General features: G+C 42.2%; 25 protein-coding genes and 1 tRNA gene. 15 read left to right on the forward strand and 11 right to left on the reverse strand.

Annotated features, from left to right (window positions below; genetic code table 11):
• Positions 1–3: 3 nt before the first annotated feature.
• Positions 4–1,344 (reverse strand): argininosuccinate synthase, encoded by a 1,341-nt coding sequence (gene argG, locus VXQ11_RS01075; RefSeq protein ID WP_064095551.1) that lies wholly within the window; start codon positions 1,342–1,344, stop codon positions 4–6.
• A gap of 247 nt (positions 1,345–1,591) precedes the next feature.
• Here argG and VXQ11_RS01080 point away from each other — a divergent pair, with 247 nt between their 5' ends.
• The 3 genes from VXQ11_RS01080 (at position 1,592) to VXQ11_RS01090 (ending at position 4,309) form a co-directional block, all read left to right on the forward strand.
• Positions 1,592–1,945 carry a hypothetical protein gene (locus VXQ11_RS01080; RefSeq protein ID WP_244782517.1) on the forward strand — a complete coding sequence of 118 codons (354 nt, stop codon included), beginning with the start codon at positions 1,592–1,594 and terminating at the stop codon, positions 1,943–1,945.
• Positions 1,946–2,095: 150 nt separating this feature from the next.
• Positions 2,096–4,132 carry an FAD-dependent oxidoreductase gene (locus tag VXQ11_RS01085; RefSeq protein WP_416705216.1) on the forward strand — a complete coding sequence of 679 codons (2,037 nt, stop codon included), beginning with the start codon at positions 2,096–2,098 and terminating at the stop codon, positions 4,130–4,132.
• A gap of 87 nt (positions 4,133–4,219) precedes the next feature.
• Positions 4,220–4,309: transfer RNA gene (locus VXQ11_RS01090), tRNA-Ser, on the forward strand.
• Between the two features lie 129 nt (positions 4,310–4,438).
• On the opposite strand, the gene VXQ11_RS01095 is transcribed toward VXQ11_RS01090, so the two are convergent.
• The 3 genes from VXQ11_RS01095 to VXQ11_RS01105 form a co-directional block, all read right to left on the reverse strand.
• Positions 4,439–5,410 (reverse strand): methyltransferase, encoded by a 972-nt coding sequence (locus tag VXQ11_RS01095; RefSeq protein ID WP_416705217.1) that lies wholly within the window; start codon positions 5,408–5,410, stop codon positions 4,439–4,441.
• Positions 5,411–5,746: 336 nt separating this feature from the next.
• A complete protein-coding gene (locus VXQ11_RS01100; RefSeq protein ID WP_416705218.1) occupies positions 5,747–6,445 on the reverse strand; it encodes a pirin family protein in 699 nt (232 codons plus the stop codon).
• A 180-nt stretch (positions 6,446–6,625) separates the two neighbouring features.
• Positions 6,626–7,840, reverse strand: coding sequence for a L,D-transpeptidase family protein (locus VXQ11_RS01105; RefSeq protein ID WP_064095546.1), 1,215 nt, complete (start codon positions 7,838–7,840; stop codon positions 6,626–6,628).
• A gap of 204 nt (positions 7,841–8,044) precedes the next feature.
• Between VXQ11_RS01105 and hemE the strand changes: the two genes are divergently transcribed.
• The 5 genes from hemE (at position 8,045) to VXQ11_RS01130 (ending at position 14,105) form a co-directional block, all read left to right on the forward strand.
• Positions 8,045–9,115 carry a uroporphyrinogen decarboxylase gene (gene hemE, locus VXQ11_RS01110; RefSeq protein ID WP_064095545.1) on the forward strand — a complete coding sequence of 357 codons (1,071 nt, stop codon included), beginning with the start codon at positions 8,045–8,047 and terminating at the stop codon, positions 9,113–9,115.
• A 10-nt stretch (positions 9,116–9,125) separates the two neighbouring features.
• Entirely contained in the window at positions 9,126–9,929 is an 804-nt protein-coding gene (locus VXQ11_RS01115; RefSeq protein ID WP_416679933.1) for a DUF817 family protein, read from the forward strand.
• 143 nt (positions 9,930–10,072) lie between these two features.
• Positions 10,073–10,543 carry a DUF3015 family protein gene (locus VXQ11_RS01120; RefSeq protein WP_064095543.1) on the forward strand — a complete coding sequence of 157 codons (471 nt, stop codon included), beginning with the start codon at positions 10,073–10,075 and terminating at the stop codon, positions 10,541–10,543.
• A gap of 77 nt (positions 10,544–10,620) precedes the next feature.
• Positions 10,621–12,507, forward strand: a complete 1,887-nt coding sequence (locus VXQ11_RS01125; RefSeq protein WP_064101425.1) for a DUF4105 domain-containing protein — start codon at positions 10,621–10,623, stop codon at positions 12,505–12,507.
• Between the two features lie 200 nt (positions 12,508–12,707).
• Positions 12,708–14,105, forward strand: coding sequence for a diguanylate cyclase (locus VXQ11_RS01130; RefSeq protein ID WP_416705219.1), 1,398 nt, complete (start codon positions 12,708–12,710; stop codon positions 14,103–14,105).
• An 11-nt stretch (positions 14,106–14,116) separates the two neighbouring features.
• Here the strand turns inward: VXQ11_RS01130 and VXQ11_RS01135 are convergent, their stop codons facing one another.
• Positions 14,117–14,674, reverse strand: coding sequence for a DUF4385 domain-containing protein (locus VXQ11_RS01135; RefSeq protein ID WP_416705220.1), 558 nt, complete (start codon positions 14,672–14,674; stop codon positions 14,117–14,119).
• Between the two features lie 183 nt (positions 14,675–14,857).
• On the opposite strand from VXQ11_RS01135, the gene VXQ11_RS01140 reads away from it, so the two are divergent.
• On the forward strand, positions 14,858–15,886 hold the full coding sequence (locus VXQ11_RS01140; protein ID WP_080591875.1) for a transposase: 1,029 nt from the start codon (positions 14,858–14,860) through the stop codon (positions 15,884–15,886).
• A gap of 167 nt (positions 15,887–16,053) precedes the next feature.
• Here the strand turns inward: VXQ11_RS01140 and VXQ11_RS01145 are convergent, their stop codons facing one another.
• The 3 genes from VXQ11_RS01145 to VXQ11_RS01155 all read right to left on the reverse strand — a co-directional run bounded on the left by VXQ11_RS01145 (position 16,054) and on the right by VXQ11_RS01155 (position 17,794).
• Positions 16,054–16,413 (reverse strand): cupin domain-containing protein, encoded by a 360-nt coding sequence (locus VXQ11_RS01145; RefSeq protein WP_064101422.1) that lies wholly within the window; start codon positions 16,411–16,413, stop codon positions 16,054–16,056.
• A gap of 61 nt (positions 16,414–16,474) precedes the next feature.
• On the reverse strand, positions 16,475–17,023 hold the full coding sequence (gene folE, locus VXQ11_RS01150; protein ID WP_171254931.1) for a GTP cyclohydrolase I FolE: 549 nt from the start codon (positions 17,021–17,023) through the stop codon (positions 16,475–16,477).
• Between the two features lie 93 nt (positions 17,024–17,116).
• Entirely contained in the window at positions 17,117–17,794 is a 678-nt protein-coding gene (locus VXQ11_RS01155; protein WP_064095537.1) for a Smr/MutS family protein, read from the reverse strand.
• A 256-nt stretch (positions 17,795–18,050) separates the two neighbouring features.
• On the opposite strand from VXQ11_RS01155, the gene VXQ11_RS01160 reads away from it, so the two are divergent.
• A complete protein-coding gene (locus tag VXQ11_RS01160) occupies positions 18,051–18,479 on the forward strand; it encodes a GFA family protein (protein ID WP_064101421.1) in 429 nt (142 codons plus the stop codon).
• A 67-nt stretch (positions 18,480–18,546) separates the two neighbouring features.
• A complete protein-coding gene (locus VXQ11_RS01165) occupies positions 18,547–18,795 on the forward strand; it encodes a hypothetical protein (protein ID WP_064101420.1) in 249 nt (82 codons plus the stop codon).
• A 94-nt stretch (positions 18,796–18,889) separates the two neighbouring features.
• Here the strand turns inward: VXQ11_RS01165 and trpC are convergent, their stop codons facing one another.
• Genes trpC through VXQ11_RS01180 form a run of 3 tightly spaced genes read right to left on the reverse strand, consistent with a single transcriptional unit; the run spans position 18,890 to position 21,357 of the window.
• Complete coding sequence (gene trpC / locus VXQ11_RS01170; RefSeq protein ID WP_064101419.1) at positions 18,890–19,696, reverse strand: indole-3-glycerol phosphate synthase TrpC; 807 nt, start codon at positions 19,694–19,696, stop codon at positions 18,890–18,892.
• A gap of 20 nt (positions 19,697–19,716) precedes the next feature.
• A complete protein-coding gene (gene trpD, locus VXQ11_RS01175; protein ID WP_064095533.1) occupies positions 19,717–20,763 on the reverse strand; it encodes an anthranilate phosphoribosyltransferase in 1,047 nt (348 codons plus the stop codon).
• A gap of 9 nt (positions 20,764–20,772) precedes the next feature.
• Positions 20,773–21,357 carry an anthranilate synthase component II gene (locus tag VXQ11_RS01180; RefSeq protein ID WP_064095532.1) on the reverse strand — a complete coding sequence of 195 codons (585 nt, stop codon included), beginning with the start codon at positions 21,355–21,357 and terminating at the stop codon, positions 20,773–20,775.
• An 813-nt stretch (positions 21,358–22,170) separates the two neighbouring features.
• On the opposite strand from VXQ11_RS01180, the gene glnA reads away from it, so the two are divergent.
• The 4 genes from glnA to ubiA all read left to right on the forward strand — a co-directional run bounded on the left by glnA (position 22,171) and on the right by ubiA (position 25,348).
• Entirely contained in the window at positions 22,171–23,586 is a 1,416-nt protein-coding gene (gene glnA, locus VXQ11_RS01185) for a type I glutamate--ammonia ligase (protein WP_171254921.1), read from the forward strand.
• A 90-nt stretch (positions 23,587–23,676) separates the two neighbouring features.
• Positions 23,677–23,952, forward strand: coding sequence for a hypothetical protein (locus VXQ11_RS01190; protein WP_416679937.1), 276 nt, complete (start codon positions 23,677–23,679; stop codon positions 23,950–23,952).
• A 2-nt stretch (positions 23,953–23,954) separates the two neighbouring features.
• Positions 23,955–24,461: a chorismate--pyruvate lyase family protein gene (locus VXQ11_RS01195; protein WP_416679938.1), complete on the forward strand. Its 507-nt coding sequence runs from the start codon at positions 23,955–23,957 to the stop codon at positions 24,459–24,461.
• 5 nt (positions 24,462–24,466) lie between these two features.
• Positions 24,467–25,348 carry a 4-hydroxybenzoate octaprenyltransferase gene (ubiA, locus tag VXQ11_RS01200; protein WP_416705221.1) on the forward strand — a complete coding sequence of 294 codons (882 nt, stop codon included), beginning with the start codon at positions 24,467–24,469 and terminating at the stop codon, positions 25,346–25,348.
• The last annotated feature ends 71 nt before the right edge of the window (positions 25,349–25,419 follow it).

Genomic DNA, 25,419 nt, shown 5'->3' on the forward strand with positions numbered 1-25,419 from the left:
AACTTAGTTTTTGTCTTTCAGCTGTGGCACTGCAGATGCTGTACCGACTGCGAGTAAACCCGTCTCTGTATAGATGCCCAGTTTCGCGCGAGTATCTGTAATATCCAGGTTACGCATGGTTAACTGGCCAATACGATCCATCGGCGAGAACATGGAATCACCTTTCTCCATAGTCAAACGCTCAGCTTCATAAGTGAGGTTAGGAGATTCAGTATTCATAATGGTGTAGTCATTACCGCGACGAAGTTCAAGCGTTACTGTACCGGTAACTGCTTTCGCAACCCAGCGCTGTGCAGTTTCACGCAGCATCAGCGCTTGAGAATCGAACCAGCGACCTTGGTAGAGCAAACGACCTAAACGTAGACCGTTAATACGGTATTGTTCGATGGTATCTTCGTTATGAATACCGGTCACAAGACGTTCATAAGCAATATGCAGAAGTGCCATACCCGGAGCTTCGTAGATACCACGAGATTTTGCTTCGATAATCCGGTTTTCAATCTGATCCGACATACCTAGACCATGACGGCCACCGATACGGTTCGCTTCAAGAATGAACTCAACTGGGTCTTCGATACGTTGGCCATTGATGGCCACAGGGAAGCCTTCTTCAAAAGTAATGGATACTTCTTCAGGTTTGATTTCTACTTCTTCTTTCCAGAACGCAACGCCCATGATTGGCTCAACGATTTTGATGCCTGCATCCAGGTATTCAAGATCTTTGGCTTCATGAGTCGCGCCAAGCATGTTCGAGTCAGTTGAATATGCTTTTTCTTTTGACATTTTATAGTCAAAACCGTTGTCGATCAGGAACTGTGACATTTCTGCACGGCCGCCTAATTCGTCAATAAACGTCTGGTCTAACCAAGGCTTATAGATTTTAAGATTTGGGTTAGTCAACAAGCCATAACGATAGAAACGCTCAATGTCGTTACCTTTATAAGTAGAGCCGTCACCCCAGATGTTGACGTCATCTTCTTTCATGGCAGTAACCAGCATGGTGCCTGTAACTGCACGACCAAGCGGGGTCGTATTGAAGTAAGGAACACCACCGGTAGAAATGTGGAACGCGCCACATTGAATTGCTGCAATACCTTCTAATGCAAGCTGTAAACGGCAGTCGATTAAACGTGCTTTTACTGCGCCATAAGCTTCAGCTTTTTTTGGAATCGCATCGTAATCGTCTTCGTCTGGCTGACCCAAGTTAGCTGTGTAAGCATAAGGTTCAGCGCCTTTTTGTTTCATCCACAAAAGAGCAGCAGAAGTATCTAGACCACCAGAGAAGGCAATACCAACTTTTTTACCTACTGGGACATTCTGCAAGATAGTTGCATTATCAGACATTGTTCATCCTAATGATATGAAATAGGCACGCCAGAATTGGTGGCCTGAAAAAATACATATTGCATCAATTGTATCATTAATTTATTTAGGTTTGCTTTAGAAAAGAAAAACTCGTTTTAAAATCTCTATTCAATAGACTTAAATAATCATAAATCGCACAATTTTGACCAGAATTCTGCTAAAAAATTAAAAATTCGCTATATTCAGCACATAAAGTTAAAAAATCAGATAAATGAGGAATAAAATCATGGCGTCTCCTATTCCACCATTACCTAATTTAAATCCCAAAACCAAGAATGAAACGCTGGCCCTGTTGCATGGGATTTATGCCGGTTTGCTGGTTTTTAGTACGATTGCTTTTTTATATCTGGAATATCAGCAATCCACGATTTCCATGCTGAGTCTTGGAATGATCCTACTACTTTTGTTGATACTGATTGTTTTAAATATACAAGCCTGTCTCAAGGTGAAGCAGGGGAATGGTTCAGGGCGGACATTATCCAGAGTGATGGCAATCCTCATGCTGTTCAGTTTTCCGATTGGGACAGTATTGGGTGCGATTGCATTATGGAAATCCAGTGCAAGGCAATGGCAGCAATAATTTAATTGCGAAGGTTCGATATAAATATGCCACCAATTGGTATTTGTGCCTGAGAATGCAGACCTGATAGTCATAAAAAGCCCCTAAAAATCAGTTAAAGTACCTTTATGAGATTTAAGCTATTAGCCAAATAAAAATCAGGGATATGTTATGACTACGACGCGCTATGCCAATATTTTAAAACCACTTCATCTGGGTTTCACCACCATTAAAAACCGGGTGGTAATGGGATCGATGCATACTGGTCTGGAAGATCGTTTTTATAATTATCCTAAACTGGCAGCTTATTTTGGCGAACGTGCAAAGGGTGGTGTGGGTCTGCTGATTACAGGTGGAATATCGCCAAACCGTCAAGGCTGGTTGTTGCCGGCGGGCGGTACCATGAATACCTTGGGCGATATTGCACCTCACCGCTTGGTGACGCATGCAGTTCATAAGCATGGCGCCAAAATTCTTTTACAGATTCTGCATGCCGGACGTTATGGCTATCAGCCTTTTGTGGTTTCGGCCAGCCCGATCAAATCACCAATTTCTCCTTTTAAACCGCGTGAAATGTCAGATAAACAGATCCTGAATACCATTCAGGATTATGTGAAAACTGCCAGTATTGCCAAAAAAGCCGGCTATGATGGCGTGGAAATCATGGGTTCTGAAGGCTATTTGCTGAATCAGTTTTTAAGTCGTCATGTCAATCAGCGTACTGACCGTTGGGGCGGCCCGATTGAAAACCGGATGCGTTTTGCCGTAGAAATTGTTAAAGCGATTCGCGCTGAAATTGGTGAGAAATTTATTATCTGTTTCCGTTTGTCGCTTCTCGATTTGGTGCATGATGGCAATACTATGCAGGAAGTGATTACCGTAGCTAAAGCATTGGAAAAGGCCGGAATTACTTTACTTAATACCGGTATTGGCTGGCATGAAGCGCGTATTCCGACTATTGTCACTTCTGTGCCGCGAGCAGCTTTTGTCGATTACACCGCTGAAGTCAAAAAACATGTTTCGGTGCCAGTGATTGCGTCTAACCGCATCAATATGCCAGACACTGCCGAAGCGATTCTGGCTTCCGGTCAGGCAGATATGGTACAGATGGCACGTCCACTTTTGGCAGATGCGTTCTGGGTCAATAAAACTGCAACCAATCGCGTTGATGAAATCAATACCTGTATTGCCTGTAATCAGGCCTGTCTGGATCATACCTTTAAAAACCAGCGGGCAACCTGTCTGGTCAATCCACGTGCCGGTTATGAAACCGAACTGGTCTATGTCAAAACCAAAAAACCAAAAAGTATTGCAGTGATTGGCGGAGGAGTTGCGGGTTTATCAGCAGCCACAGTCGCTGCCAGCCGTGGCCATGATGTGACGCTATTTGAAGCCAGTCACGAAGTAGGCGGGCAGTTTAACCTGGCTAAAGTGATTCCGGGGAAAGAGGAATTTCACGAAACAATTCGCTATTTTAAGGTGCAACTGGAAAAAACCGGAGTAGATGTACGTTTAAATACGCGGGTAAACCGCGAGCAGTTGGAGCGTGAAGGTTTTGATGAAGTGATTGTGGCTACAGGTGTCGTGCCACGTGCCTTGAATATCGAAGGCAGTCAGGCACCACAAGTCTTGTCTTATGCAGAAGTGTTACGTGGCGCACCTGTCGGTGATCGTGTTGCGGTCATTGGTGCTGGCGGGATCGGTTTTGATGTGTCCGAGTTTTTATTAAAGCCACCGCATCAAATACAGCCGCAACCTGTAGATGAATGGAAGCGAGAGTGGGGTGTTGATGCACATCCAGATTATGTGACTGAAGGTGGGTTACAGCGAGCTGAAATAGAACCTCCGGTACGGGAAATTTATCTGTTGCAGCGTAAAAAAACACCACTTGGTGCAGGACTGGGCAAGACTTCAGGCTGGGTACATCGTGCCCAGTTAAAAAAACATGCAGTACGTATGTTGCGCGGTGTGCAATATAAATCTGTTACCGATGAAGGTTTATGGATTGAGGTCGATGGTCATGCTCAATTATTACGTGTGGATAGCATTGTGGTATGTGCAGGCCAAGAATCGGTGAAGGATCTGATGCCGCTTAACGGGGAAAATACCTTGGCGCAGTATCATATTATTGGCGGTGCAAAACTGGCAGCTGAACTGGATGCCAAGCGTGCTATTCGTGAAGGAGCAGAATTGGCAGCAAAATTGTAGCGATTTGATGAAACTATATGCAGTTGATTGCATTCACTGTAATTTTCACTTGTCAGTCGGATAAAAGCTCCGTATTATTGCGCACATGGAAGCGTGGCAGAGCGGTTTAATGCACCGGTCTTGAAAACCGACGAGGGTGTGAGTCCTCCGTGAGTTCGAATCTCACCGCTTCCGCCAGATTTTAAAACCCCAGTCGAAAGATTGGGGTTTTTTATTACTTTAAAATTTTAATAGCATGCTGGAAAATAAACGGGGTTCGAAGAAAACCACCATTTAAAAAGTCAATAATTTATAAATAGATATTATTCAAGCACGTACTTCAATCTTGATCAGCGCTAAAGCAATTCTTTCTACATGTTGGTAAGCCGGCTGCTCTAGCTCTTCACCAAAGATATCCGGGTCAATTTCTTCATAGGACCAGATTATATTTTGATGCTGTTTCATCAAATCTTTAAGATGCTGCAAAAATAGATTGCCCTGCTCATTCACGGTCACACCTGTATAGAGAAATAAACGTCCGCCAGAATTCAGCCGTTGTAAACCTTCTTTTATAATCCTGAATGATAAATCACAGCCATCCAGCTTATTACCGCCATGCCGGTATTGACGTTGATCCGGATCAATCAAATACGGCGGATTAGCAAAAATTAGGTCAAAATTCCCCTCAAGATTAGAAAATAAATTACTTTGAACCGGATGAATATGGTTTAAGCCGGCAAAACTGATATTAATCTGGCTATAGAGCAAGGCTTTGGGATTCAGATCAGCAACCATAATTTCATTAACATCTGGAAAATGTCTGGCGAGGCTGATCGCAGCTGCTGAAGTGCCACAACATATTTCTACGGCCTGTTTAAAAGGACGAGGCTGAGTGGCTAGATATTGCTTAAGATGATAGACAAAGCGATAAGTATCCGGGCCAAAAAATACTGCATCCTGCTGAGTGGTGGGAAAAACAGAATGAATAAAGAGTTCATTATCAAGTGAAGAAACCCGAACCTGACTCAAGTATTGGCCTTGCTGTAGCTGTAGAAGTTGATGTTCTTGCAATAATTCAAACAGGACGGGATCAAGATCAGTTTTCTTGAAACCTAGATTCCAGCCAAAGATATCCTGAAGGGTTCTGTGCTTATAAATTTCATTCTTTTTTCGGTCCAGAATTCGCTGATGTGAAAGCGGGGTAATGGTTGTAAAGTGATAATCTTGTTCTTTTAAAAAGGCTAATAAATAAAGCAAAGCTTGTTGTTGGCTGTTTTGAATCTCTAAAATCTGGTTCATACCGATATGCTCTTCTATTTATTTAACCTAAATGAAAAGGCCAATTCACTTTATGCCTATAAAAGACAACATCAAACTAGTCATGAATGATCAACGCTATACAGCGTTTGATTTCCTGGAAATAGATCAGTTTATATTCACCTAAATAGTGCTGTGGTTAGGTAAAAATGTGATGAGAATTGGTTGGATTTGTATAGGTAGTAGGCATAATTTTCTTAGTGAGGAAACCTTATAATGATTCTGCGAACTTATATTTCTTATTCATTATTCTATGGATAAAAAAGGCTATTCATCAAAATGATCAATAGCCTTTGTAGAGGGAGCCTTATTAAAAGCTTAGTTTGGTACTTCAGGTAAGTCAAACCAGATGACTTGCGCATCTTCACTTGCTTTAATTTCGGAGTCTTCCAGAAAAGCAATTGCACCACCCGCCTTAACTGTATGTTCTGCAATCTCGACAGTACCAGAAACCACATGTACATAATTAATATGCTGGGTTGCTTTGACTTCCAGGCTCTGGCCTCGCTGAATTACCGCAGTTTTGACTTCGGCATTCTGACGAATATGCATCGGTGCATTGTCATTTGGACCACAAATCAAATGCCACTGGTTGGGTTGCTCATGGGGATCAAGACGAATTTGCTGATAATTCGGTTTGGCATTACGTTCATTGGGAATAATCCAGATCTGTAACAGATGGACCTGTTCATCACCCTGGTTCATTTCACTATGTCGTACACCTGTTCCGGCGCTCATGAGTTGCCATTCACCCGCAGAGATTCCGCCATGATTGCCCATGCTGTCCTGATGGGTAATGGTTCCTTTTAGCACGCAGGTCAGGATTTCCATATTGTCATGCGGATGTGTGCCAAAACCCTGATGACCATCGATCAGATCATCATTAATCACGCGTAAGGCACTGACTCCCATGTAGTTCGGGTTATACCAGTTACCAAATGAGAAGCTGTGTTTAGACTCCAGCCAGCCCATTTTTACATGACCACGATTTTCACTCGGATGTAGAAAAGCTTTCATGATTTAATCTCGATATTATTTTGAACTTGAGATCATCATACTGTCGTTTTAAAGCTGAAAAAATCTCAAATAGGCGACAGATCATTGCATTTTTGCAACGACACAGCTCAAAGCAAAAACTCAGGAATAAAAAAGCCCGCTCAAAAGCAGGCTATTCTATTTTAACCGGTAGAGAGGTCATTATTCTAGGAAACGGACCGTCACACCAGATTTCACTTTACGGCCTAAGTCATTGGCATCCCAGTTGGTTAGACGGATACAGCCATGCGATGCAGTTTTAGAAATTGCAGACGGGTTTGGCGTACCGTGAATACCAAAGGATTTTTTACTTAAACCAATCCAGATATTGCCGACCGGACCATTTGGACCAGGTGGTAAAGATAACGGTTTCTTGTTATTGCCCTGAACAAAGTTGCTTGGTGAGTAGCTATACCATGGGTTTGGAGCTACTCCAGTCACTTTATAAGTACCGGTAGGAGATGGAGTGTCCGAACTACCAATAGTGGCAGGGAAAGAGCCGATCATCTGGTTACGGTTATTAAATAAATATAACTGTTTGGCACCTTTATGCGCCACAATTAAATGGATGTCTTCAGGAACTTCGTTACGGATATTGGCAACAATCAGTTTTTCCCCGGCTTTTTTAAAGGTCGCTTTCGGATTTAACTTTTTCAAAAAGTCTTCATCCATATGGAACTTTTCGCCCAACATTTCAGATACACGGGTGTAATACAGGCCTTTCATTTTAGCCTGCAAGGCGTAATCATGCGGAATAGACTGGGCATATGGACCTTTCAGGTCATCCTCAGTGATGGTGTATTCAACAAAGGCAGGTTTAGAGCCCTGTTTTGCTACCAGCGCATCCCAGGTTTCTTTAGTCAGTGTGCCAGTAGGCTTGATGCCGTTCATTTGCTGGAAAGAAGCAATCGCTTTCAGCGTATTTTTACCGCTGGTACCATCAATTGCACCTGGAGAAGCATGTGCATTATTCAGCATGACATGAGCACGTGCATAGACAGGAAATTGACCTTTACCGATATTTTCATACCATTCCGCATTATTAAGACCGTCTAAGGTCCAGGAAGCTTTGGCTGCAGCCGAGCTGGCTGGAGTTTTACTGGTTGGAGCGGCGCCAATATCAGCAGTCTGGTCTTCAGTATTTTGTAGTACATTCAGAGCGTCAGAAGCTTTCTTCAGGTCTTGTTGTTCTTGGGCAGTAATTCTGGTTTCAGCTTGGGCTGCCGAAGCTTCAGTCGCCAAAGGATCAATCGGATCCTGTACTGAAACATCAGTTACTACTTGGGGGTTTAATGGTTGTTCAGCAGTAGACGCAGCGAAAACAGTACCTGCGAAAATGCAACCTAGACTCACAGCGAGCATTGTGCGAACGAACATGTAACTCAACCTTAAAATATTTCTTAACTATGTGAAAAAACACTATAAGTATTACAGAAAAAATGTGGAGATGCAGTAGTTGTTTTGTGTAATTGATCACATTTGATCACGACATATGATCGGTTTTAAAAGTCGGCAGAAGTTATTAAAACTGTAGCCTTTTTGCTATGATGTCGGCAATGTCAAAGAAAGATGGGAATGTGAATGACGACCTTAAAAAATGATCGTTTTCTGCGCGCACTGTTGCGTGAGCCTGTAGATGCTACACCCGTATGGATGATGCGTCAGGCTGGCCGTTATTTACCAGAATATCGTGAAACACGTGCCAAAGCTGGAGATTTCCTGTCTCTTTGCAAAAATACAGAATTTGCCTGTGAAGTGACCTTACAGCCTTTGCGCCGTTATGATCTGGATGCTGCGATTTTATTCTCAGATATCTTGACGGTTCCGGACGCTCTGGGATTGGGACTGTATTTTGAAGCCGGGGAGGGTCCTAAGTTTCATAAAACTGTACGTACCGAGCAGGATGTCGCAAACCTGCCTGCATTTAATGCCAAGTCCGATCTCGACTATGTGATGAATGCAGTTTCGACCATTCGTTCAGCCTTGGGTGGTCAGGTGCCTCTGATTGGTTTCTCGGGAAGCCCTTGGACTTTAGCGACATATATGGTCGAAGGCGGTTCAAGCAAAGATTTCCGGTTTACCAAACAGATGATGTATGCGCAGCCTGAAGTTTTGCATGCTTTACTGGACCGTCTGGCTGATGCAGTCACTGAGTATTTGAATGCGCAGATTGATGCGGGTGCGCAAGCGGTACAGATCTTTGATAGTTGGGGTGGGGCATTAGCACATCGTGAGTATATCGAGTTCTCGCTGAACTATATGCAGAAGATTGTCGCTGGCCTGCAACGTGAGAAAGACGGTCGCAAGATTCCGGTGATTCTGTTTACCAAAGGTGGTGGTCAGTGGCTGGAACCGATGGTTACCACAGGTGCAGATGCATTTGGACTGGACTGGACGACACCATTGAATGTTGCTCGTCAGACCATTGCTGGACGTGCAGCACTTCAGGGTAATCTGGATCCTGCCACTTTATATGGTTCATCAGAAACCATCATGAAAGCGACCAAAGCCATGCTGGACGATGCCTATGCCAATGGGGAAAAAACCGGTTATGTCGCCAATCTGGGGCATGGTATTACCCAATGGGTCGATCCGGCCAAGCCTAAGGTATTTATTGATACCGTACATGAGTACAGTGCTAAATATTTTTAGGATGTGAACTTTGATTGACCTACTTAAATCAGGGTTTGAATTTACCTATAAGGCAGCTTCGGCTGCCTTATTTGGGATTTTACTCCTGCTGGCTTTTGCGCTGACCGCTTCTATGGGCAGTGATCGTTTTTTTGGTTTTTACCGCTATGACTATTTACTGTTTTTTGCCCTGATCATTCAGGTATTGCTGCTCTATACCAAACTTGAATCCTGGGCTGAAGCTAAAGTCATTGCCCTGTTTCATCTCATGGCTATGGTCATGGAAATTTTTCTGACCCATCCAGCAATTGCATCCTGGCATTACCCTCAACCTGCAGTCTTTAAAATTATGACTGTGCCTTTATTTGCCGGTTTTATGTATTCTGCGGTTGGCAGTTTTTTTGCCCGTTCTTTGCGCTTATATCAGGTGTCATTCGAAAAGTTACCGCGTTTTAGTCATATGCTGGCTCTGGCAGTCTTGTCTTATATCAACTTTATGAGCAAGTTTTTTATTCCCGACTATCGGGTGATTTTATTTGTCTGGAGCGTGGTCATGTTCTGGAAAACCAAAATCCGCTTTCAGCTGAATCAGCATGCTTTTCAGTTGCCGATGCTACCAGTCCTGCTGATTCTGGCATTTGTTATCTGGATTGCCGAGAATATCAGCACCTTTTACCAGATCTGGCTCTATCCAAGCCAGGTAGAAAAATGGCATATGGTGGGATGGGGCAAACTCGGGTCCTGGTATCTGTTGTTATTGCTGAGTCTGGTGTTGGTATTGAAAATCTTGGGACAGCGTAATTCGCAAGGCAATTGGACGCTCAAAGCGCAGTAAAATTATTCAGGTTATGTTTATGTAAAGCATGTATTTTTTCGATTGCGCCAAACTTGACTTATCGCTACTCTGCTCAGTATGTAATTTAAATTACATAATTAGAGTAATAACAAAGATTGCATGAGAATAATCGGAGAATAAATATGTTGAAAAAAATTATGCTCGCTGTGGTTTTGGCAACGGGTTCTGGTATGGCGATGGCGGATAACGATGTCGGTTGTGGTATCGGTAGTCAGGTCTGGGCGGGCCAGTCAGGCATTATTCCTAAGCTACTTGCAGGTACGACTAACGTTCTGTTTACGAATCAGTGGCTCGGGATTACTTTTGGTACTCTAGGATGTAGTCAAGGTGGTACTGTAACTGCTCAAGTGGTGACCTTTACCAATGAAAATGCTGAAGCACTGGCACGTGATATGGCGGTTGGCGAAGGTGAAAGCTTGAATGTACTGGCAGAACTACTTAATATCAAGTCTGAAGATAAAGCACGTTTCTTTAGCGTTTCCAAGCAAAATTTTTCTGAAATCTATTCTGCGCACAACCAGAATACCTTACAGGTTTTAAACACCTTACAAACCGTGATGGCCAAAGATGAAGTCTTAAAAGCTTACATCTGATCCACACCATAAAAACCCTGCTGTTCTGGCAGGGTTTTCTTATGATTAAAAGAAATTGATGAGAATAAGTTAACTGAATGAAATATGCGTTCTTTGTGCTGGGCCTCACATTCAGCCCTTTAAGTTTTTCCAGTGAAATTAATTCAGACATCCAGCATTATCTGGTTCAGGCCGAAACACAGCATCTGGACCAAAGCACTACCTGGCAACGTCTGATGTATGCCAATCCCAAAGGTCATAGCGAAGTAAGCTACTCAGGATATTTTCTGGCAGAACAGGGAAAAACCGATTTAAAAAAGGAAATGCAACATAACATTCAGGCTTTATTTTTGAGTGCAGAACCGAATCAGTCCGTGCGCTGTAAGTTTCCGGCACGAAGCAGCTGGTTAATGCAGCAACTGGATATTTCTGAACAGCAATTGCCTGCGGTCAGCTGTCCGGATTTGGAGAAATGGCTAGGCGAAGTCAAGCCTTATCAGGCGACCCTGATTTATGCCACTGATTTTATGGGCAATCCCAGCTCCATGTTTGGCCATACCTTGTTACGTCTGGACCCTAAAGATCAGCAACAACTTAATCTGATTTCTTATGCCGTCAACTATGCTGCAACGGTTAATAGTAATGATAACTGGTCCTTTGCCTGGAAAGGACTAACCGGACAATATCCCGGTGAATATTCACTGATGCCGTATTACCGCAAGGTCAAAGAGTATGGTGACTTCGAAAGCCGGGATTTATGGGAATACGAATTAAATTTAAGTCCGCAAGAAACCAGATTTCTGGTACAGCATCTTTGGGAAATGCAAAATGTAAGTTTCCCTTATTATTTTATCAACGATAATTGCTCCTATCGTTTACTCGGGTTGTTTGATCTGGTTCGTCCCGAGTTAAATCTACAGAAACAGTTTAATTCGACTGCAATTCCGATTGAAACGCTGAAAGTCGTAGAACAGCAGGGCTTGGTTAAGCAGAAAGTTTATCGTCCGGCGCTTGAGACTCAATTGTTGGCTCAGTCCAGACAGCATGGCAAAGCGCTGGCAAAAAGTGCACATCAGTTAGCTTATGCAGAAGCAGACATAATGCCTTCAATCTTGCAAGATTATCCGGCAGAGGATCAGGCCAAAATTCTGGAAATGGCCTATGATCATTTATATCTGGATTTCCTCCGGCAGAAAGTCGATGAATCATTTTCCCAGCCACGTTTCCGCAAGCTATTGGGTTTAAGAAGTCAGCTAAATGTCGAGAAACAGCGTAAAGCGCCGGAACGTCCAAAAATAGATCCGGTACAAAGCCATCATGCACGCAATATCAGTATTCAGGCCGGACAGGTTCAGGGTGAATCTTTTGTCCAGCTTGGCCATCGGCAGGCCTATCACGATCTCGTCGACCCGCAAGGCGGTTTTCGAACCGGCACACAACTGCTGTTTCTAGATGGGGCTTTGCAATATCGTGACAGTGAACTCAAACTGGAGCATCTGGATCTATTGACTGTCAACTCCTATAACCCGGTCAATCCGTTTAATACACCATTATCTTGGGGTTTTAATCTGGGTTGGCAACAGGAAGCACTGGATGCGCATGGCCGATTTAGTGAAAATGCGCAACATGGCGTTACCAGCTTAAAATCTCAGGTTGGCTATAGCTGGGCAAATGCCAGCCGTGAACATCTATGTTATGCACAAATGCAAACTCAGCTACAGGCCGGCAAGGCACTCGATCAGGGCTGGCGCATAGGTGCTGGCCCCACCGTGGGTTGTCAGAATATCTGGAGCGATCAGATTAACAGTCTGGTACAGGTAGAGCTGCCGTATTGGGAGGATTCGCATCACTGGCACCTGAAATTGAATACCCAGCTCCAATATGCATTCAATCCACAACATGCGCTTCGGCTGTCTTGGACGTATCAGCAACAGCAATCCAAAGACTGGGATCAATGGAGCCTTGGCTTGATACGGTTTTTTTAAAATGGGTTAAAATAGATTTAAACTATTCATCAATCCTTGGTTCTCCATAAGGCTGTCTTTCCGTTTGCCCTTATCTTGTATAGAGAGTGGCTTGGTCTGATACAAATAATCTGATCAATATTTTAGGAAAAATACCTGATATTTGTTATATTTGTCACATAATGTGAGTGCAAATTTCAGAGTTTTGGGGAACAGGCAGTATGGATAATGAATGCATGGCAAGGTTGGCCGAGCAGTGGAAACAGATCTGTCAAAATTATTCATCAGATAATTTATTGCATGCCTTTCAGTTTATTCAAGACCATTCCCTGATTCTGGTTGAAGAGTTCTATAAAAACATGCTTATCGAAAAGGAATCTGCAGAATTCTTTTCCGATGACCTGATTCAGAAGCGCTTGCGTGACACCTTGAATGCCTGGCTACTTGAAAGCTTTAGTGTAGGAATTAATAAACGTTATGCTGATGCCGTACAAAAACAGGCATTGGTAGGACATGTGCATGCACGTGTCGGGATTCCATCTTGGTTGATCATGCGCGGTGTACGTGAAATTGAACGTAAAATGTTTGAACTGCTGGATGAGAATCCTGACCAGGGTATGTTGACCACCTGCAGTTATATTATCCAAATTATGGGCTTTGCCACAGAAATAATGTGCCGATCCTATGAAGCCAAAACAGCCCTGAACCAGGAAATCAAACACAGCTATCGTGTTTTTTCAGCAATGCAGGATGTGGCCGTACAAAAAGATAAACAGCGCAGCTCACTGCTGGACTGGGAAAATGAACTCATGTTCAAGGTCTTTTCCGAGCATGAGAAATTGAATCATCCGATGCTGTCCAAGTCGGAGTTCGGTTTATGGTTTGTCCATAAAGCCTCTTATGCTTTTACCGGTTCTGATCAGGTCGATTTAATCATTGAGCGGATTTATCAGGTTGATGAACTCAATCAAGATATTATGAACTGTACGGATAAGAATAATATGCTGGGGTTGATCCAGAAAATTCGGAATCTGAATCGTGAAATTCAGCTACTGGTAGATCAGTTATTCCAGGTAGCCGAGTATATTGAATCAGGCAATGACTCCTTGACTCAATTACTGAATCGTCGTTATTTGAATACGATTATTTCACGTGAAATCACTTTTTCTCGCAAGAATCATACCCCCTTGTCTTTGCTTGCCATTGATGCCGACTATTTCAAAAGTATCAATGACAAATTCGGGCATGCTGCAGGTGACTTGGCCTTGAAGTTTCTGGCCGAAGGCTTGCAAAAATACAGTCAGGGCAGTGATTATGTTTTCCGGATCGGCGGTGAAGAATTTTTGCTGTTACTGGTGGATACTGATGAAAAACGCGCCCTGAATATTGCAGAAAGTATTCGTAAATATATTGAAAATGGCATGATTAATTCGGTACAAGGCCATCAATTTAAATTTACTGTCAGTATTGGGTGTGCCCTCTATGATGGACATCCGGATTATCAGCGCTTCCTGAACGCAGCAGATTCTGCCTTGTATATGGCGAAGAATAACGGGCGTAACAGAGTCTATATGGCTCATCAGTCCGTAAAGCCGGCCGTACAGCCACTTTCAGTCTAAATTATATGCATTTATCCAGTTAGAGACTGCTGTTGTAAAAAATCCTGAAATTTCTGTTTTTGCTCAAGATATGCCGGATGGGTTTTGGCTTCATCCCATTTCTGTTTAAAAATTTCGGCAGCAGCGGCTTTAACCGGATCTTCCTGATGGCGTGGCAGCTCTGAACGGCCATGTGCGCCACTCAAGCCTTTTTTATCTTCTGGAACCGGACCATCGTATTTTTTGCCACCTTTATGGTTGGCATAACGACGCGCACGGGTAAAACCCATCTGTAAAAACTTGCGTGCCATGTCTGCCCCGATAAAATCTTCTTGTTTCAAATATTCTAGGAAAAGCTGGTAGATCTTGTCACTGCTGGCTTGGGCTTTGTCTGCATCGGCAAAGCGCCAGTGCGGCAGGATTTCCGATTTGTAAGGTTCAACCAGTAACACGCCTTGTTCACCACGGCCAATCCGGTACAGTTCTGGTCGTTTGCGGAAATTAATTTTTTTAAAGTCCAGGCTATAGTCAAAACTGTTTGAATAAATACGTGAAGTGCGTTTAAGAGGATCGGGCTGCTTCTTGCTCATGGTAACTTCCAGTATTTGCATACCTGAATCATGCAATTTTTTAACAGCAAGATCTGTATTTAAACATGACAGAAAATGTAGTTTAGCAATCCGCAATAGAGGATATGAAACGACTGATTTTCATTTTTAGGACTTACGCATTGACGGATTTAAAAAAGTCTCAAACTACTTTATAACGTATCTGTGATCAGACGAACTAAACATGCTTCTACAGCAACTTGTACATTACCCATTTATATGGGCTTTCTCATGACAGAACCAAACTCTATTAGCTGCACACAACTTGCCGAGACTTATAATATCTCGCATGACAGTGTAAATCGCTTTTTGGAGCGTGAAGACTACACAGCTCACGATCTATATCAAGAAGCAATTCAACACATTGATAATAATAAACTTATAGTCAGTATTGATGATACTGTTTTAGATAAGCCATATAGTCAACATATGGACTTAGTTAGCTATTTTTGGTCAGGTAAACACCACCGATCCGTCAAGGGTATTAATCTCATTACCTTGTATGCGACAGATCAACATGGCAAAAATATTCCAATTAATTTTCGAATTTATGATAAGTCAGAAAGTAAAACCAAGAATGATTACTTTATGGAGATGTTAAGTGAAGTACTCGATTGGGGTGCAAAGATTCAATTCATTACAGGTGATAGTTGGTATTCATCGACTGAAAATCTAAAAACCATAAGAAAACATGGTATTCGATTTATGTTTGGTGTCGACAGTAACCGTAAGGTTTCCCCTGAAAAAGGACAATGGTTTCAACTCCGTTTATTGCCGAATTTTCATCAGGGTCAAGTGGTCTGGCTCAAAGATGTTGGCTTTGTACAATTATTTAAGACTCAGTTAAAAGAACAGCAGAGATTTTATATTGTGCATCAAGATGAAGATGATTTATTGTCCTTTGATGGTTTTTATGAATTACATTCAAGTCATTGGAAAATAGAACAATATCATCGAGTAATTAAACAGGTTTGTCATATTGAAAAGTTTCAAGTAAGACGATCCAAGCTGATTTTGAATCATATTTTCTCAGCCTTGATGGCCTATGTTGAGATACAAAAGAACCAGTTTGAGCGGATCTTTGAAAATGTATATCGTTGGCAGAAGAAATTATTTAGACCAATTATCAAGAACTTTATTGATGAATTTATTCTCGATAAGAATCATCTGCTGCCACAGAAAATCTATAAATAATAGTGCGTAAGTCCTAATTTTTTATTTATAAAAGTAAAAGAGAGATTCAGATCATATACTGAGAAAGTTTTTAGCTAAACAAGCGTTATAGAAAGAATATTAAAACACCTAAGGAGTTTATTACGAAATTTCTTCACCGTTGAGGAAAATAAAGTGCGAAAAGCCTTTTAACATTCCACTACCACATAATACTTTTTAACAGCTTCAATCACTTCAAAAGTACCAATAAAACCAGGAGGAATAATGCCGGCTTCACCTGCCTTAATTTCAACAAATGACTGTTTTTGGGTATCATGTAAACGTACGATGCCTTCAATGACCTGAAAAAATTCCTGTTTATTCTCGGCAAATACAATATTCCAGGCACCGATTTCACATTGCCAGATGCCGCAGTCCATATGAGGATGCTGATAGGCACTCTGAGTCAGGCGTTGAGGATTGGCTTTGACCAGACGATCTGGTCGTGGATAATCGACACTTTCCTTAGCCTGACTTAAACCCTGACCCGCAATCCAGATAGATGACATTGGTAGCCTCGGTGTGATAAAAAAGCCCCAATATCAATTGAGGCTTCCATTTATGAATTTATTAGAAATTTTCTGGAACTGCACTTAAAAATTCACGACGTGTTTCTTTATCGGTTTTAAAATCCCCAATAAACGATACCGTACGAGTAGTTGATTCCTGCTTGCCTACACCACGCATCATCATACACATATGTGCAGAATCAATCATGACTGCAACACCGCGTGCTTTGGTGACTTCAGCCACTGCTTCTGCAATTTGCTGGGTCAGATTTTCTTGGATTTGCAAGCGGCGCGCAAACATTTCCGTAATGCGGGCAAATTTGGATAAACCTAAAACATGGCCTTCCGGTAAATAGGCGATATGCACGCGGCCATAAAATGGCAGTAAGTGATGTTCACAGAGCGAATAAAATTCGATGTTTTTGACCAGTACCATTTCACGGTTATCAGAAGGGAAGACCGCCTTGTTGGTTACTTCCTCAAGTGTCTGGCTATAACCCGATGTTAAATATGAAAATGCTTTCGCAGCGCGCACTGGCGTATCTTTGAGACCAGGGCGATTGAGATCTTCGCCAACGGCAGTAAGAATGTTTGCGTAGGATTGCTGCATAGTCATATGACGTATTCACTTAAACTGAGAATGAACAAGGACGGCATTGTAGCAGAAAACTTTTACAATGCCTTGTTTTGGAGCTAAAACCGTTTATTGTTTGAACTTTGGATTCTTTTCCGCACGTTTCAGCAGAACCAGTACCGCACCAGTACCGCCCTGTTTTTCAGGGGCACTGACAAAGGCCAAAACGTCACGATGCTGACGCAGCCAGCCGTTGACATAGGTTTTTAAAATCGCTTCTGGGCCTTTGCCATGTACGATCTTAATCACGTTTTGATTTTCATCTTTGGCGATCTGGATAATCTGCAGCACAGCTTGTCGCGCTTCTTCTACGGTACAGCCATGCAGATCCACAGCTTCAAACCAGCGCAAGTTACCGGCTTTTAAGTCTTCAAAAACTTTATGTTGCAAGGTGGCAATACGATAGCTCAAGTTGGCCTGACTACCGACTGGATTCAGCATGGCTTGAGTATCTGAAAGAACGGTTTCATCGGTGTGCATTGGCCCTTCGGCAGCGGCACGCTTTGCCAGAATTTGTGCATCCGGCTTTTTCTTGGCAGATTTTTCAATTTTGGCAGTATTGCCGGCATCGATTTTTTGTACACCTTGCATTTGTTTACGAAACAGGTCGAGGTCTTCAGCCTGTTCTTGCTCCGCTGTTTTCACGACAGGGGCAACAGGTTCAGCCTTAGGCTGACTAATTTGCTTTTTTAAATCTTTCAGTAAGTTGTACTGATCTTTAGAAAGCGAAGAATCATGTTTGCTCATAATCTGAAAATGGGGAGAGAAACGGAATTTAATAGAATTATAGTCTTAAATGGCTGAAAGGAGAAATGAAATGCGTTTATAACCACATAATATAAAAATTGGACTTTAAAATAGCGGCACATTTTTACAATCAAAAAACCGAATCCGCTGTAAATAAAAGATGTTTCGTGATTTTTCTGATTTGATCACTTAAAGAGTTGCTTCTATGGAATATCTCTTTTTTAAATATAAGATCATATAATCGCGAAAATAAAAAATGAATTATTCAGGCAGCTGTTTATGCGGCAATGTAAAATTTAGGGTTAATACAGACATTCATAGCATGTATCACTGTCATTGCAGTTTGTGTCGGAAACAGAGTGGTACGGCCGCCAATGCAGCCACTTTAATCAATCAGCAATATTTTGAATGGACGTCAGTCACGTCCTCAATATCCTGTTATCAAAAAGAGACTGGCTTTCGCTCCCATTTTTGTCAGCGCTGTGGCTCACCCGTTCCCAATCAAGTGGGCACAACTGCATTGATATGGATTCCTTTAGGGTTGTTAGATAATGCACCAAAGATTCAGCAAAAATTAAGTTTTTGCCTGAGCTCTAAAATTACTTGGGCAGACGAAATCAAGGTGAATCAAAGCTATACTGAACTGCCGGAGTTTGAAGAACTGCTATCTTATTTTGATCAGTAAAATGAAGTTTTCAGATATAGAAATGCATAAGTCCGATATATACTCTTAATAAAAAGGAAATGAGGATATGTGGCATCTTCAATATTTTTATAACTTGAGTATTGTCGGATTATTTTCGCTCATTTTATTCGATATCCAGTCAGTAAAATTATTCAGTCCAACATTGATTATTTTTATGTTCGCTGCAATGTTTGCAGGATTATATTTTAAGACCAAGGCTCAAAGTGCAGGGGCTCGTTTCGAGGCAGTACTTTGTCAATCTTCGCCTGTTTTATTTCCACTCTCTTTAGTTCTGCTTAAAACAATTGCAATGTAATTTGAGTTTATCTGCTGTGAAACTTTGCTGAATAAAATTAAAAAGCCCAATTCTGAGATTGGGCTTTTTTAATGCTTAGGTGAGCATTTACATTTTAAACCGCTTCAGGCTCACCAAACAGATCGCGGAAAGCATGATCCGGACGTGGCTGTTTCATGAAGCTTTCGCCGACCAAGAAGGCGTGAATATCATTTTCCTGCATCATGGCCACATCGGCAGGAGTTGCAATACCGCTTTCAGTCACTAGCAGGCGTGAAGGGTCCAGTAATTTTTTCAAACGTAATGATGTATTTAAATCGACATCAAAGGTTTTTAAATTACGGTTATTCACGCCGAGCAGACAACGATCAGAAAGCTTTAAAGCACGTGATAGTTCTTCTTCATCGTGAACTTCAACCAGTACATCCAGATGATGTTCAAATGCAGTTTTAGACATTTCTTCTAACTGCTGGTCAGACAGGCAAGCCACAATCAGCAAGATACAGTCTGCATGCAGGGCACGTGCTTCGATGACCCCATAAGGGTCGATCAGAAAGTCTTTGCGCAGTGCAGGCAGGTCACAATGTGAACGGGCAATCTGAATATTGTCATCATGACCCTGGAAAAAGTCTACATCGGTCAGCACCGATAAACAGGCTGCGCCTGCATCCTGATACTGTGCCGCAATTTCCGCAGGGTTGAAGTTCTCGCGAATAATCCCTTTGGATGGCGAAGCTTTTTTAATTTCAGCAATCACACCAAGACGTTTCGACATTAAAGACTGTGCAAAACCACGTACAGGTGATGCACCCTGAGCCAGTTCCTCCAGATCTTTATAGCTTTTCTGCTTTAAACGTAGGGCAAATTCTTCTTTTTTACGGTCAACAATCTTGCCTAAAATTGTGTTTGCGATATCCACCATGATCAAAATTCCTGACCGAATTAAGCTTCGTAATGTTTAATGGTTTTGGTAAATTCAGACAGCACACTCATTTTTTCAAGTGCCTGACCGCCGTAAATAATGTCATGTGCCAGCGCAACACCTTGCTTATAACTGCTGGTTAAACCGGAGACATAAATACCCGCGCCGGCATTCAGTGCGATCATGTTGGCGGCTTTATCGCCGATGTCTGATTTTTTCTTGCCCAGTGCATCTTTGATTAAAGCCAGACTTTGCGCAGAATCTTCCACAATCAGTCCGGTCAGGGTTTGCGATTCAATATCGACCGATTCAGGAATAATTTCCCATTCCGTGACTTCGCCATTTTTCAGTTCAGCGACATGAGTTGAAGAGGCAATACTGATTTCATCCAGACCATCACGTGAATGTACTACCATCACATGTTCAGCACCGAGCTGTTTCATGACTTCGGCAATAGGACGGCAGAGTTCATTGGAAAATACACCAATGACTAAACGATTTACTCCGGCCGGATTCGTAAGCGGACCAAGTAAGTTGAAAATGCTGCGAATCCCTAATTCTTTACGTGGGCCGATTGCATATTTCATGGCTTGATGATGATTGGGTGCAAACAGGAAGCCGACACCGACATCACGGATACAGCGCTCGGTCTGCTGCATATTCAGGTCCAGATTAATCCCGGCCTGTTCCAGTAAATCTGACGAACCTGATTTGGTCGAAACGCCACGGTTACCATGTTTGGCAATGGTTGCGCCCGCTGCTGCAATTACAAATGCCGAAGCAGTAGAGACATTAAACAGGTTCTGGCCATCACCGCCTGTACCGACTATATCGACCAGATAAGGAATGTCACTGACATCAATTTTGGTGGCAAGTTCACGCATGACACGTGCAGCTGCGGTAATCTCATCAATGCTTTCGCCTTTCAGACGTAAACCCATCAGCAGGGCACCAATCTGGGCATCGGTCGCTTCACCTGACATGATGGCACGCATCACGTCTTGCATTTGATCCTGAGTCAGGTGAATGTTTTTAGTAATATTGCTTAAAGCTTGTTGAATATTCATAAGGTGTTCTTAGGCATAAATTTCGAGAAAGTTTTTAAAGATTTGATGACCATGCTGGCTCAGAATCGATTCAGGATGGAACTGCACGCCTTCGACCGGCAATGTCTTATGTTTCACACCCATAATTTCTTCCATAGAGCCATCCGCTTCATTGGTCCAGCAGGTGACTTCCAGACATTCAGGCAAGGTAGCTTGATCAATCACCAGTGAATGATAGCGCGTTGCAGGAAATGGAGAAGGAAGATTGCTGAAAATCCCGGTATTACTGTGGTACATATCAGACAGACGGCCATGCATCACACGTTTGGCACGCACGATATCGCCGCCAAATGCCTGACCAATACTCTGGTGACCAAGACAAACGCCCAGTAAGGGAATTTTACCAGCAAAATGCTGAATTGCAGGAATAGAAATTCCTGCTTCACTTGGCGAGCACGGTCCAGGACCAATCACTAAATACTTGGGTTGCCATCGCTCTATATCTTCCAATGTCACGGCATCATTACGGACTACTTTTACTTCTTGATTCAGTTCGCCAAAATATTGGACGATGTTATAAGTAAAGGAGTCATAGTTGTCGACCATTAAAAGCATGAGCTTAACCTATTGAAATTAATGCACTTAACTGTGCTAAAGTTGTCCCGATCGTACTTTAATTCGCGCTTATTGCAAGCACTTGGGTAACACAACTAAATCATTGATTTCATTGTGTGAAAATAAAGCACGCTTCATCATAGCAAAAAATAGCCATATTCGGCGCAACAATTTCATCAAATTTGATGGCTTAAGAAGCCGATCTAAACAGAATGGAAATTATTGAATCATTATTTTAAGTAATAGACTTACCATTAGAAAGTTATAAGTATGATTAGTTTTAGAGTAGAACTTAAAAATTAAAAAGAAAGTTAAAAAAAGATTAAAATTTTTTGGTGAAAAAAACATCACTTGAATCAGACCGCGTGATATAAAATTTTATTTCAAAAGTATAGTTAAAGAAAATGCCTCAAAATAATCAGGTGATCCTAAGTCAATCCGGAAGTTTTCTTTACTGATATCTCATAAAAAATGCTTAATTCTTAGCTAAAACTAAATAAAAACTAAACAAAAGTTGAAAAAAGCAGCATATCCACTATAAAAAATTATGTTTCTAATACATTTTTATTCACCACTGCACTATTTAGGTGCGCTAAAAAATAAAGCTGAAATAAAATAAATGAAGAATGCTTGAATATAGTGCATTTAGTTTTGCAGCTAGTATAATAGCCGCAAAGTATTTTTATTAATTCATGAATTCTTATAAAGAATTCAAGATTTTATCTATACTTTTAAAAGTTGGTATGGTAATTGCTTAATAACTATCAACTGCTAACACGCACTTCACGGGTGCAACAAAAACATCGGAGCAAAATGAGCATGGCGAACAAGGTCCTTCAACTCATACAAGAAAGTGGCGCAAAATGGGTCGATTTTCGCTTTACTGATACCAAGGGTAAAGAGCAACACGTTACTTATCCAGCAGACAGTATTGATGAAGATACATTTGAAGACGGCAAAATGTTTGACGGTTCTTCAATTGCAGGTTGGAAAGGCATCGAAGCATCGGACATGATTTTACGTCCGGACGCGGAAACTGGTTTTATCGACCCGTTCTTTGCAGAGCCAACAGTTGTTGTAACTTGTGACGTAATCGAGCCATCTACTGGTCAAGGTTATGATCGTGATCCACGTTCGATTGCGCGCCGTGCAGAAGAATATTTGAAATCTACTGGTATCGGTGATACAGCATTCTTTGGCCCAGAACCAGAATTCTTCGTATTTGACGAAGTAAAATGGGAAATCGACATGTCTGGCGCGCGCCATACATTGATCGCTGAAGAAGCTGCATGGTCAACCAACAAAGACTATGAAGGCGGCAACTCTGGTCACCGTCCACGCGTAAAAGGCGGTTACTTCCCAGTTCCTCCTGTAGATTCTTCACATGACATGCGTGCTGATATGTGTGCGCGTATCGAAGACATTATGGGGCCAGGTCGTGTAGAAGTGCATCACCACGAAGTTGCTTCTTGCCAGTTAGAAATTGGTGTGAGCTTCAATACCATGGTGCGTAAAGCAGATGAAGTTCAGCAGTTCAAATATGCAGTTTGGAACGTTGCGCATCAATATGCAAAAACTGCAACCTTTATGCCTAAACCAATGGTGGGTGATAACGGTTCTGGTATGCACGTGCATATGTCGATCTCTAAAGACGGCAAAAACCTGTTTGCTGGTGATGAATATGCAGGCCTTTCAGAAATGGCGTTGTACTTCATCGGTGGTGTAATTAAACATGCCCGTTCTTTGAATGCGATCACTAACCCTTCTACAAACTCGTACAAGCGTTTAGTACCGCACTTCGAAGCACCGATTATGCTTGCTTACTCAGCACGTAACCGTTCTGCGTCTATCCGTATTCCTTATGTGTCTAGCCCGAAAGGCAAGCGTATTGAAGCACGTTTCCCAGATCCAATGATGAACCCATACTTAGGTTTCGCAGCATTGCTAATGGCGGGTATCGACGGTATTCAAAACAAGATTCACCCAGGTGAGGCTGCTGACAAGAACTTGTACGATCTTCCACCGGAAGAAGAAGCAAAAATCCCTACAGTGGCGCACAGCCTGGATATGGCTCTTGATGCGCTTAAAGCGGACCAAGATTACCTGCTTAAAGGTGGTGTGTTCACCAAAGAAATGCTTGACGCATACATCGAGCTTAAAACTGAAGAAGTTCGTCGTCTGAACACGACTACTCATCCAGTTGAATTTGAAATGTACTACAGCTTGTAATTCTTTCCGAATTAAAGCGAAGAAAACCCGCGCATGTCGCGGGTTTTTTTGTATCATCTATTTATAATTTTAAATGATTGATAGGCTTAAATGGCACAGCGTAAAAAGCACACCAGCTTTTATCCATGGATTGATCCAAAAGATCATGACAAAGGTTTTAAGTTGAACTTCTCCGAAGTAACTTATCTTGAAGTGGGGCGGACACCTGAAGGGTACAAGCAGGCTCAATTTATGGGGCTGAAAAATCCAGAAATGGCGCTAGATTATGCTTATCCCGATTCATTTTATTTGAGTGCTGAAGGTTTTATTTTAATTAAGACTCCGCAAGGTAAATATGAAATCATTGCAAAAACAGATAACTGTTAACAATGAATAGTCGTTCTAGAAAACAAAATCCGCGTGTGTTGCTGTCAGCTCTGCCGGCTGAGTTAAAACCGTGGCTGTATGCATCAGGTTCACTCACGCAACAACTAACCGATTTGGCTCAGGGACAGTTTCATGTCGAGCCAATTCAAGAGCATTTTCAGCGTTTAAGCTTTGCCAATGCCAAATGGATGCAGATGTCACCTCAGCATACTTCCTGGGTGCGTGAAAGTTATCTCTATGGTTCGGAACAATCTCCTTGGGTGAAAGCCAAAAGTATTTTTCCAATTTTAAGCCTGCAAAAAAAAGCCCGAATTTTTCAGCATATTGGCACCAAACCTATTGGCTGGTTTCTGTTTCAACGTACCAATCCACTCTGCCAGCGTCGGGTGGTACTTTTAGATGAAGGCTGGACCCGTCAGAGCTGCTATACTTGGCACGGCTGTAAATTTATTGTACAAGAAACATTTTTACCGGCATTTGAACACTTTATACAAAATTCACAGGCTTGATTTTTATGGCAACCGCACAAGCAATCACCTGGCGTGAGCGTCTTAGCGCCTATTATTATCTTTGTCGTTTTGATAAACCGATTGGCACTGAACTGGTCTTTTGGCCCACCATGTGGGCGCTGTGGATTGCTGCTCAGGGCATGCCACGCATTGAAATTTTAATTCCCATGATTTTGGGGGTGATTTTTATGCGGGCAGCAGGTTGTGCCATTAATGATTTTGCTGACCGTAAAGTCGATGCACATGTAGAGCGTACTAAAAACCGTCCGTTAGCGACCGGAGTTATCAGTGCCAAAGAAGCCGTGATGGTATTTCTGGTTTTGGTGGCTGCCAGTGCCTGCCTGCTTCTTTTCCTGCCGATTGAAACCTTTTACTGGTCATTCGGGGCTTTGTTTTTAGCGTTTATTTATCCTTTTATGAAGCGCTATACCCATTTACCTCAAGTCTTTTTGGGTGCAGCATTTTCCTGGTCGATTCCGATGGCCTATACTGCAGTCGGGCAAACGCCTGATTTAACCTGCTGGCTTCTATATTTTGGTAATCTGGCTTGGACCGTAGCCTATGATACCCAATATGCAATTGCAGATCGTGAGTATGATTTGAAAATTGGGGTAAAATCGACAGCGATCTTATTTGGGCGGCACGATATTCAGATCATTAGTGCATTGCAGGTGAGCAGTATTTTATTGATAGGTGCTGCATTATGGCTAGAAAATTTACTGGTTCCATTTGGTCTGGCTGCACTAATTGTTGTTGCTCTTGATTTTATTTACCAATGGTTTAAAACTCGAGATAAAAATCCACAGCTGTGTTTCTGGGCGTTTAGGCATAACCGCTGGATTGGATTCATAATCTTTGCTGGAATTTTTCTGGCTCTTTGGTACTAACCGTCTATCGGCTAATAACAAAAGCGTCCTATAAGGATGCTTTTTTTTATGCTTAATTTTGAGTGATCTCG

Source organism: Acinetobacter sp. 197 (assembly GCF_048148385.1).
GTDB lineage: Bacteria > Pseudomonadota > Gammaproteobacteria > Pseudomonadales > Moraxellaceae > Acinetobacter > Acinetobacter pecorum.

Coding starts and splice junctions, on each gene's coding strand:
- argG (WP_064095551.1), bottom strand. CDS start 1,344: ATGTCTGATAATGCAACTATCTTGCAGAATGTCCCAGTAGGTAAAAAA.
- VXQ11_RS01080 (WP_244782517.1), top strand. CDS start 1,592: ATGGCGTCTCCTATTCCACCATTACCTAATTTAAATCCCAAAACCAAG.
- VXQ11_RS01085 (WP_416705216.1), top strand. CDS start 2,096: ATGACTACGACGCGCTATGCCAATATTTTAAAACCACTTCATCTGGGT.
- VXQ11_RS01095 (WP_416705217.1), bottom strand. CDS start 5,410: ATGAACCAGATTTTAGAGATTCAAAACAGCCAACAACAAGCTTTGCTT.
- VXQ11_RS01100 (WP_416705218.1), bottom strand. CDS start 6,445: ATGAAAGCTTTTCTACATCCGAGTGAAAATCGTGGTCATGTAAAAATG.
- VXQ11_RS01105 (WP_064095546.1), bottom strand. CDS start 7,840: ATGTTCGTTCGCACAATGCTCGCTGTGAGTCTAGGTTGCATTTTCGCA.
- hemE (WP_064095545.1), top strand. CDS start 8,045: ATGACGACCTTAAAAAATGATCGTTTTCTGCGCGCACTGTTGCGTGAG.
- VXQ11_RS01120 (WP_064095543.1), top strand. CDS start 10,073: ATGTTGAAAAAAATTATGCTCGCTGTGGTTTTGGCAACGGGTTCTGGT.
- VXQ11_RS01125 (WP_064101425.1), top strand. CDS start 10,621: ATGAAATATGCGTTCTTTGTGCTGGGCCTCACATTCAGCCCTTTAAGT.
- VXQ11_RS01130 (WP_416705219.1), top strand. CDS start 12,708: ATGGATAATGAATGCATGGCAAGGTTGGCCGAGCAGTGGAAACAGATC.
- VXQ11_RS01135 (WP_416705220.1), bottom strand. CDS start 14,674: ATGAGCAAGAAGCAGCCCGATCCTCTTAAACGCACTTCACGTATTTAT.
- VXQ11_RS01145 (WP_064101422.1), bottom strand. CDS start 16,413: ATGTCATCTATCTGGATTGCGGGTCAGGGTTTAAGTCAGGCTAAGGAA.
- folE (WP_171254931.1), bottom strand. CDS start 17,023: ATGCAGCAATCCTACGCAAACATTCTTACTGCCGTTGGCGAAGATCTC.
- VXQ11_RS01155 (WP_064095537.1), bottom strand. CDS start 17,794: ATGAGCAAACATGATTCTTCGCTTTCTAAAGATCAGTACAACTTACTG.
- VXQ11_RS01160 (WP_064101421.1), top strand. CDS start 18,051: ATGAATTATTCAGGCAGCTGTTTATGCGGCAATGTAAAATTTAGGGTT.
- VXQ11_RS01165 (WP_064101420.1), top strand. CDS start 18,547: ATGTGGCATCTTCAATATTTTTATAACTTGAGTATTGTCGGATTATTT.
- trpC (WP_064101419.1), bottom strand. CDS start 19,696: ATGGTGGATATCGCAAACACAATTTTAGGCAAGATTGTTGACCGTAAA.
- trpD (WP_064095533.1), bottom strand. CDS start 20,763: ATGAATATTCAACAAGCTTTAAGCAATATTACTAAAAACATTCACCTG.
- VXQ11_RS01180 (WP_064095532.1), bottom strand. CDS start 21,357: ATGCTTTTAATGGTCGACAACTATGACTCCTTTACTTATAACATCGTC.
- glnA (WP_171254921.1), top strand. CDS start 22,171: ATGAGCATGGCGAACAAGGTCCTTCAACTCATACAAGAAAGTGGCGCA.
- VXQ11_RS01190 (WP_416679937.1), top strand. CDS start 23,677: ATGGCACAGCGTAAAAAGCACACCAGCTTTTATCCATGGATTGATCCA.
- VXQ11_RS01195 (WP_416679938.1), top strand. CDS start 23,955: ATGAATAGTCGTTCTAGAAAACAAAATCCGCGTGTGTTGCTGTCAGCT.
- ubiA (WP_416705221.1), top strand. CDS start 24,467: ATGGCAACCGCACAAGCAATCACCTGGCGTGAGCGTCTTAGCGCCTAT.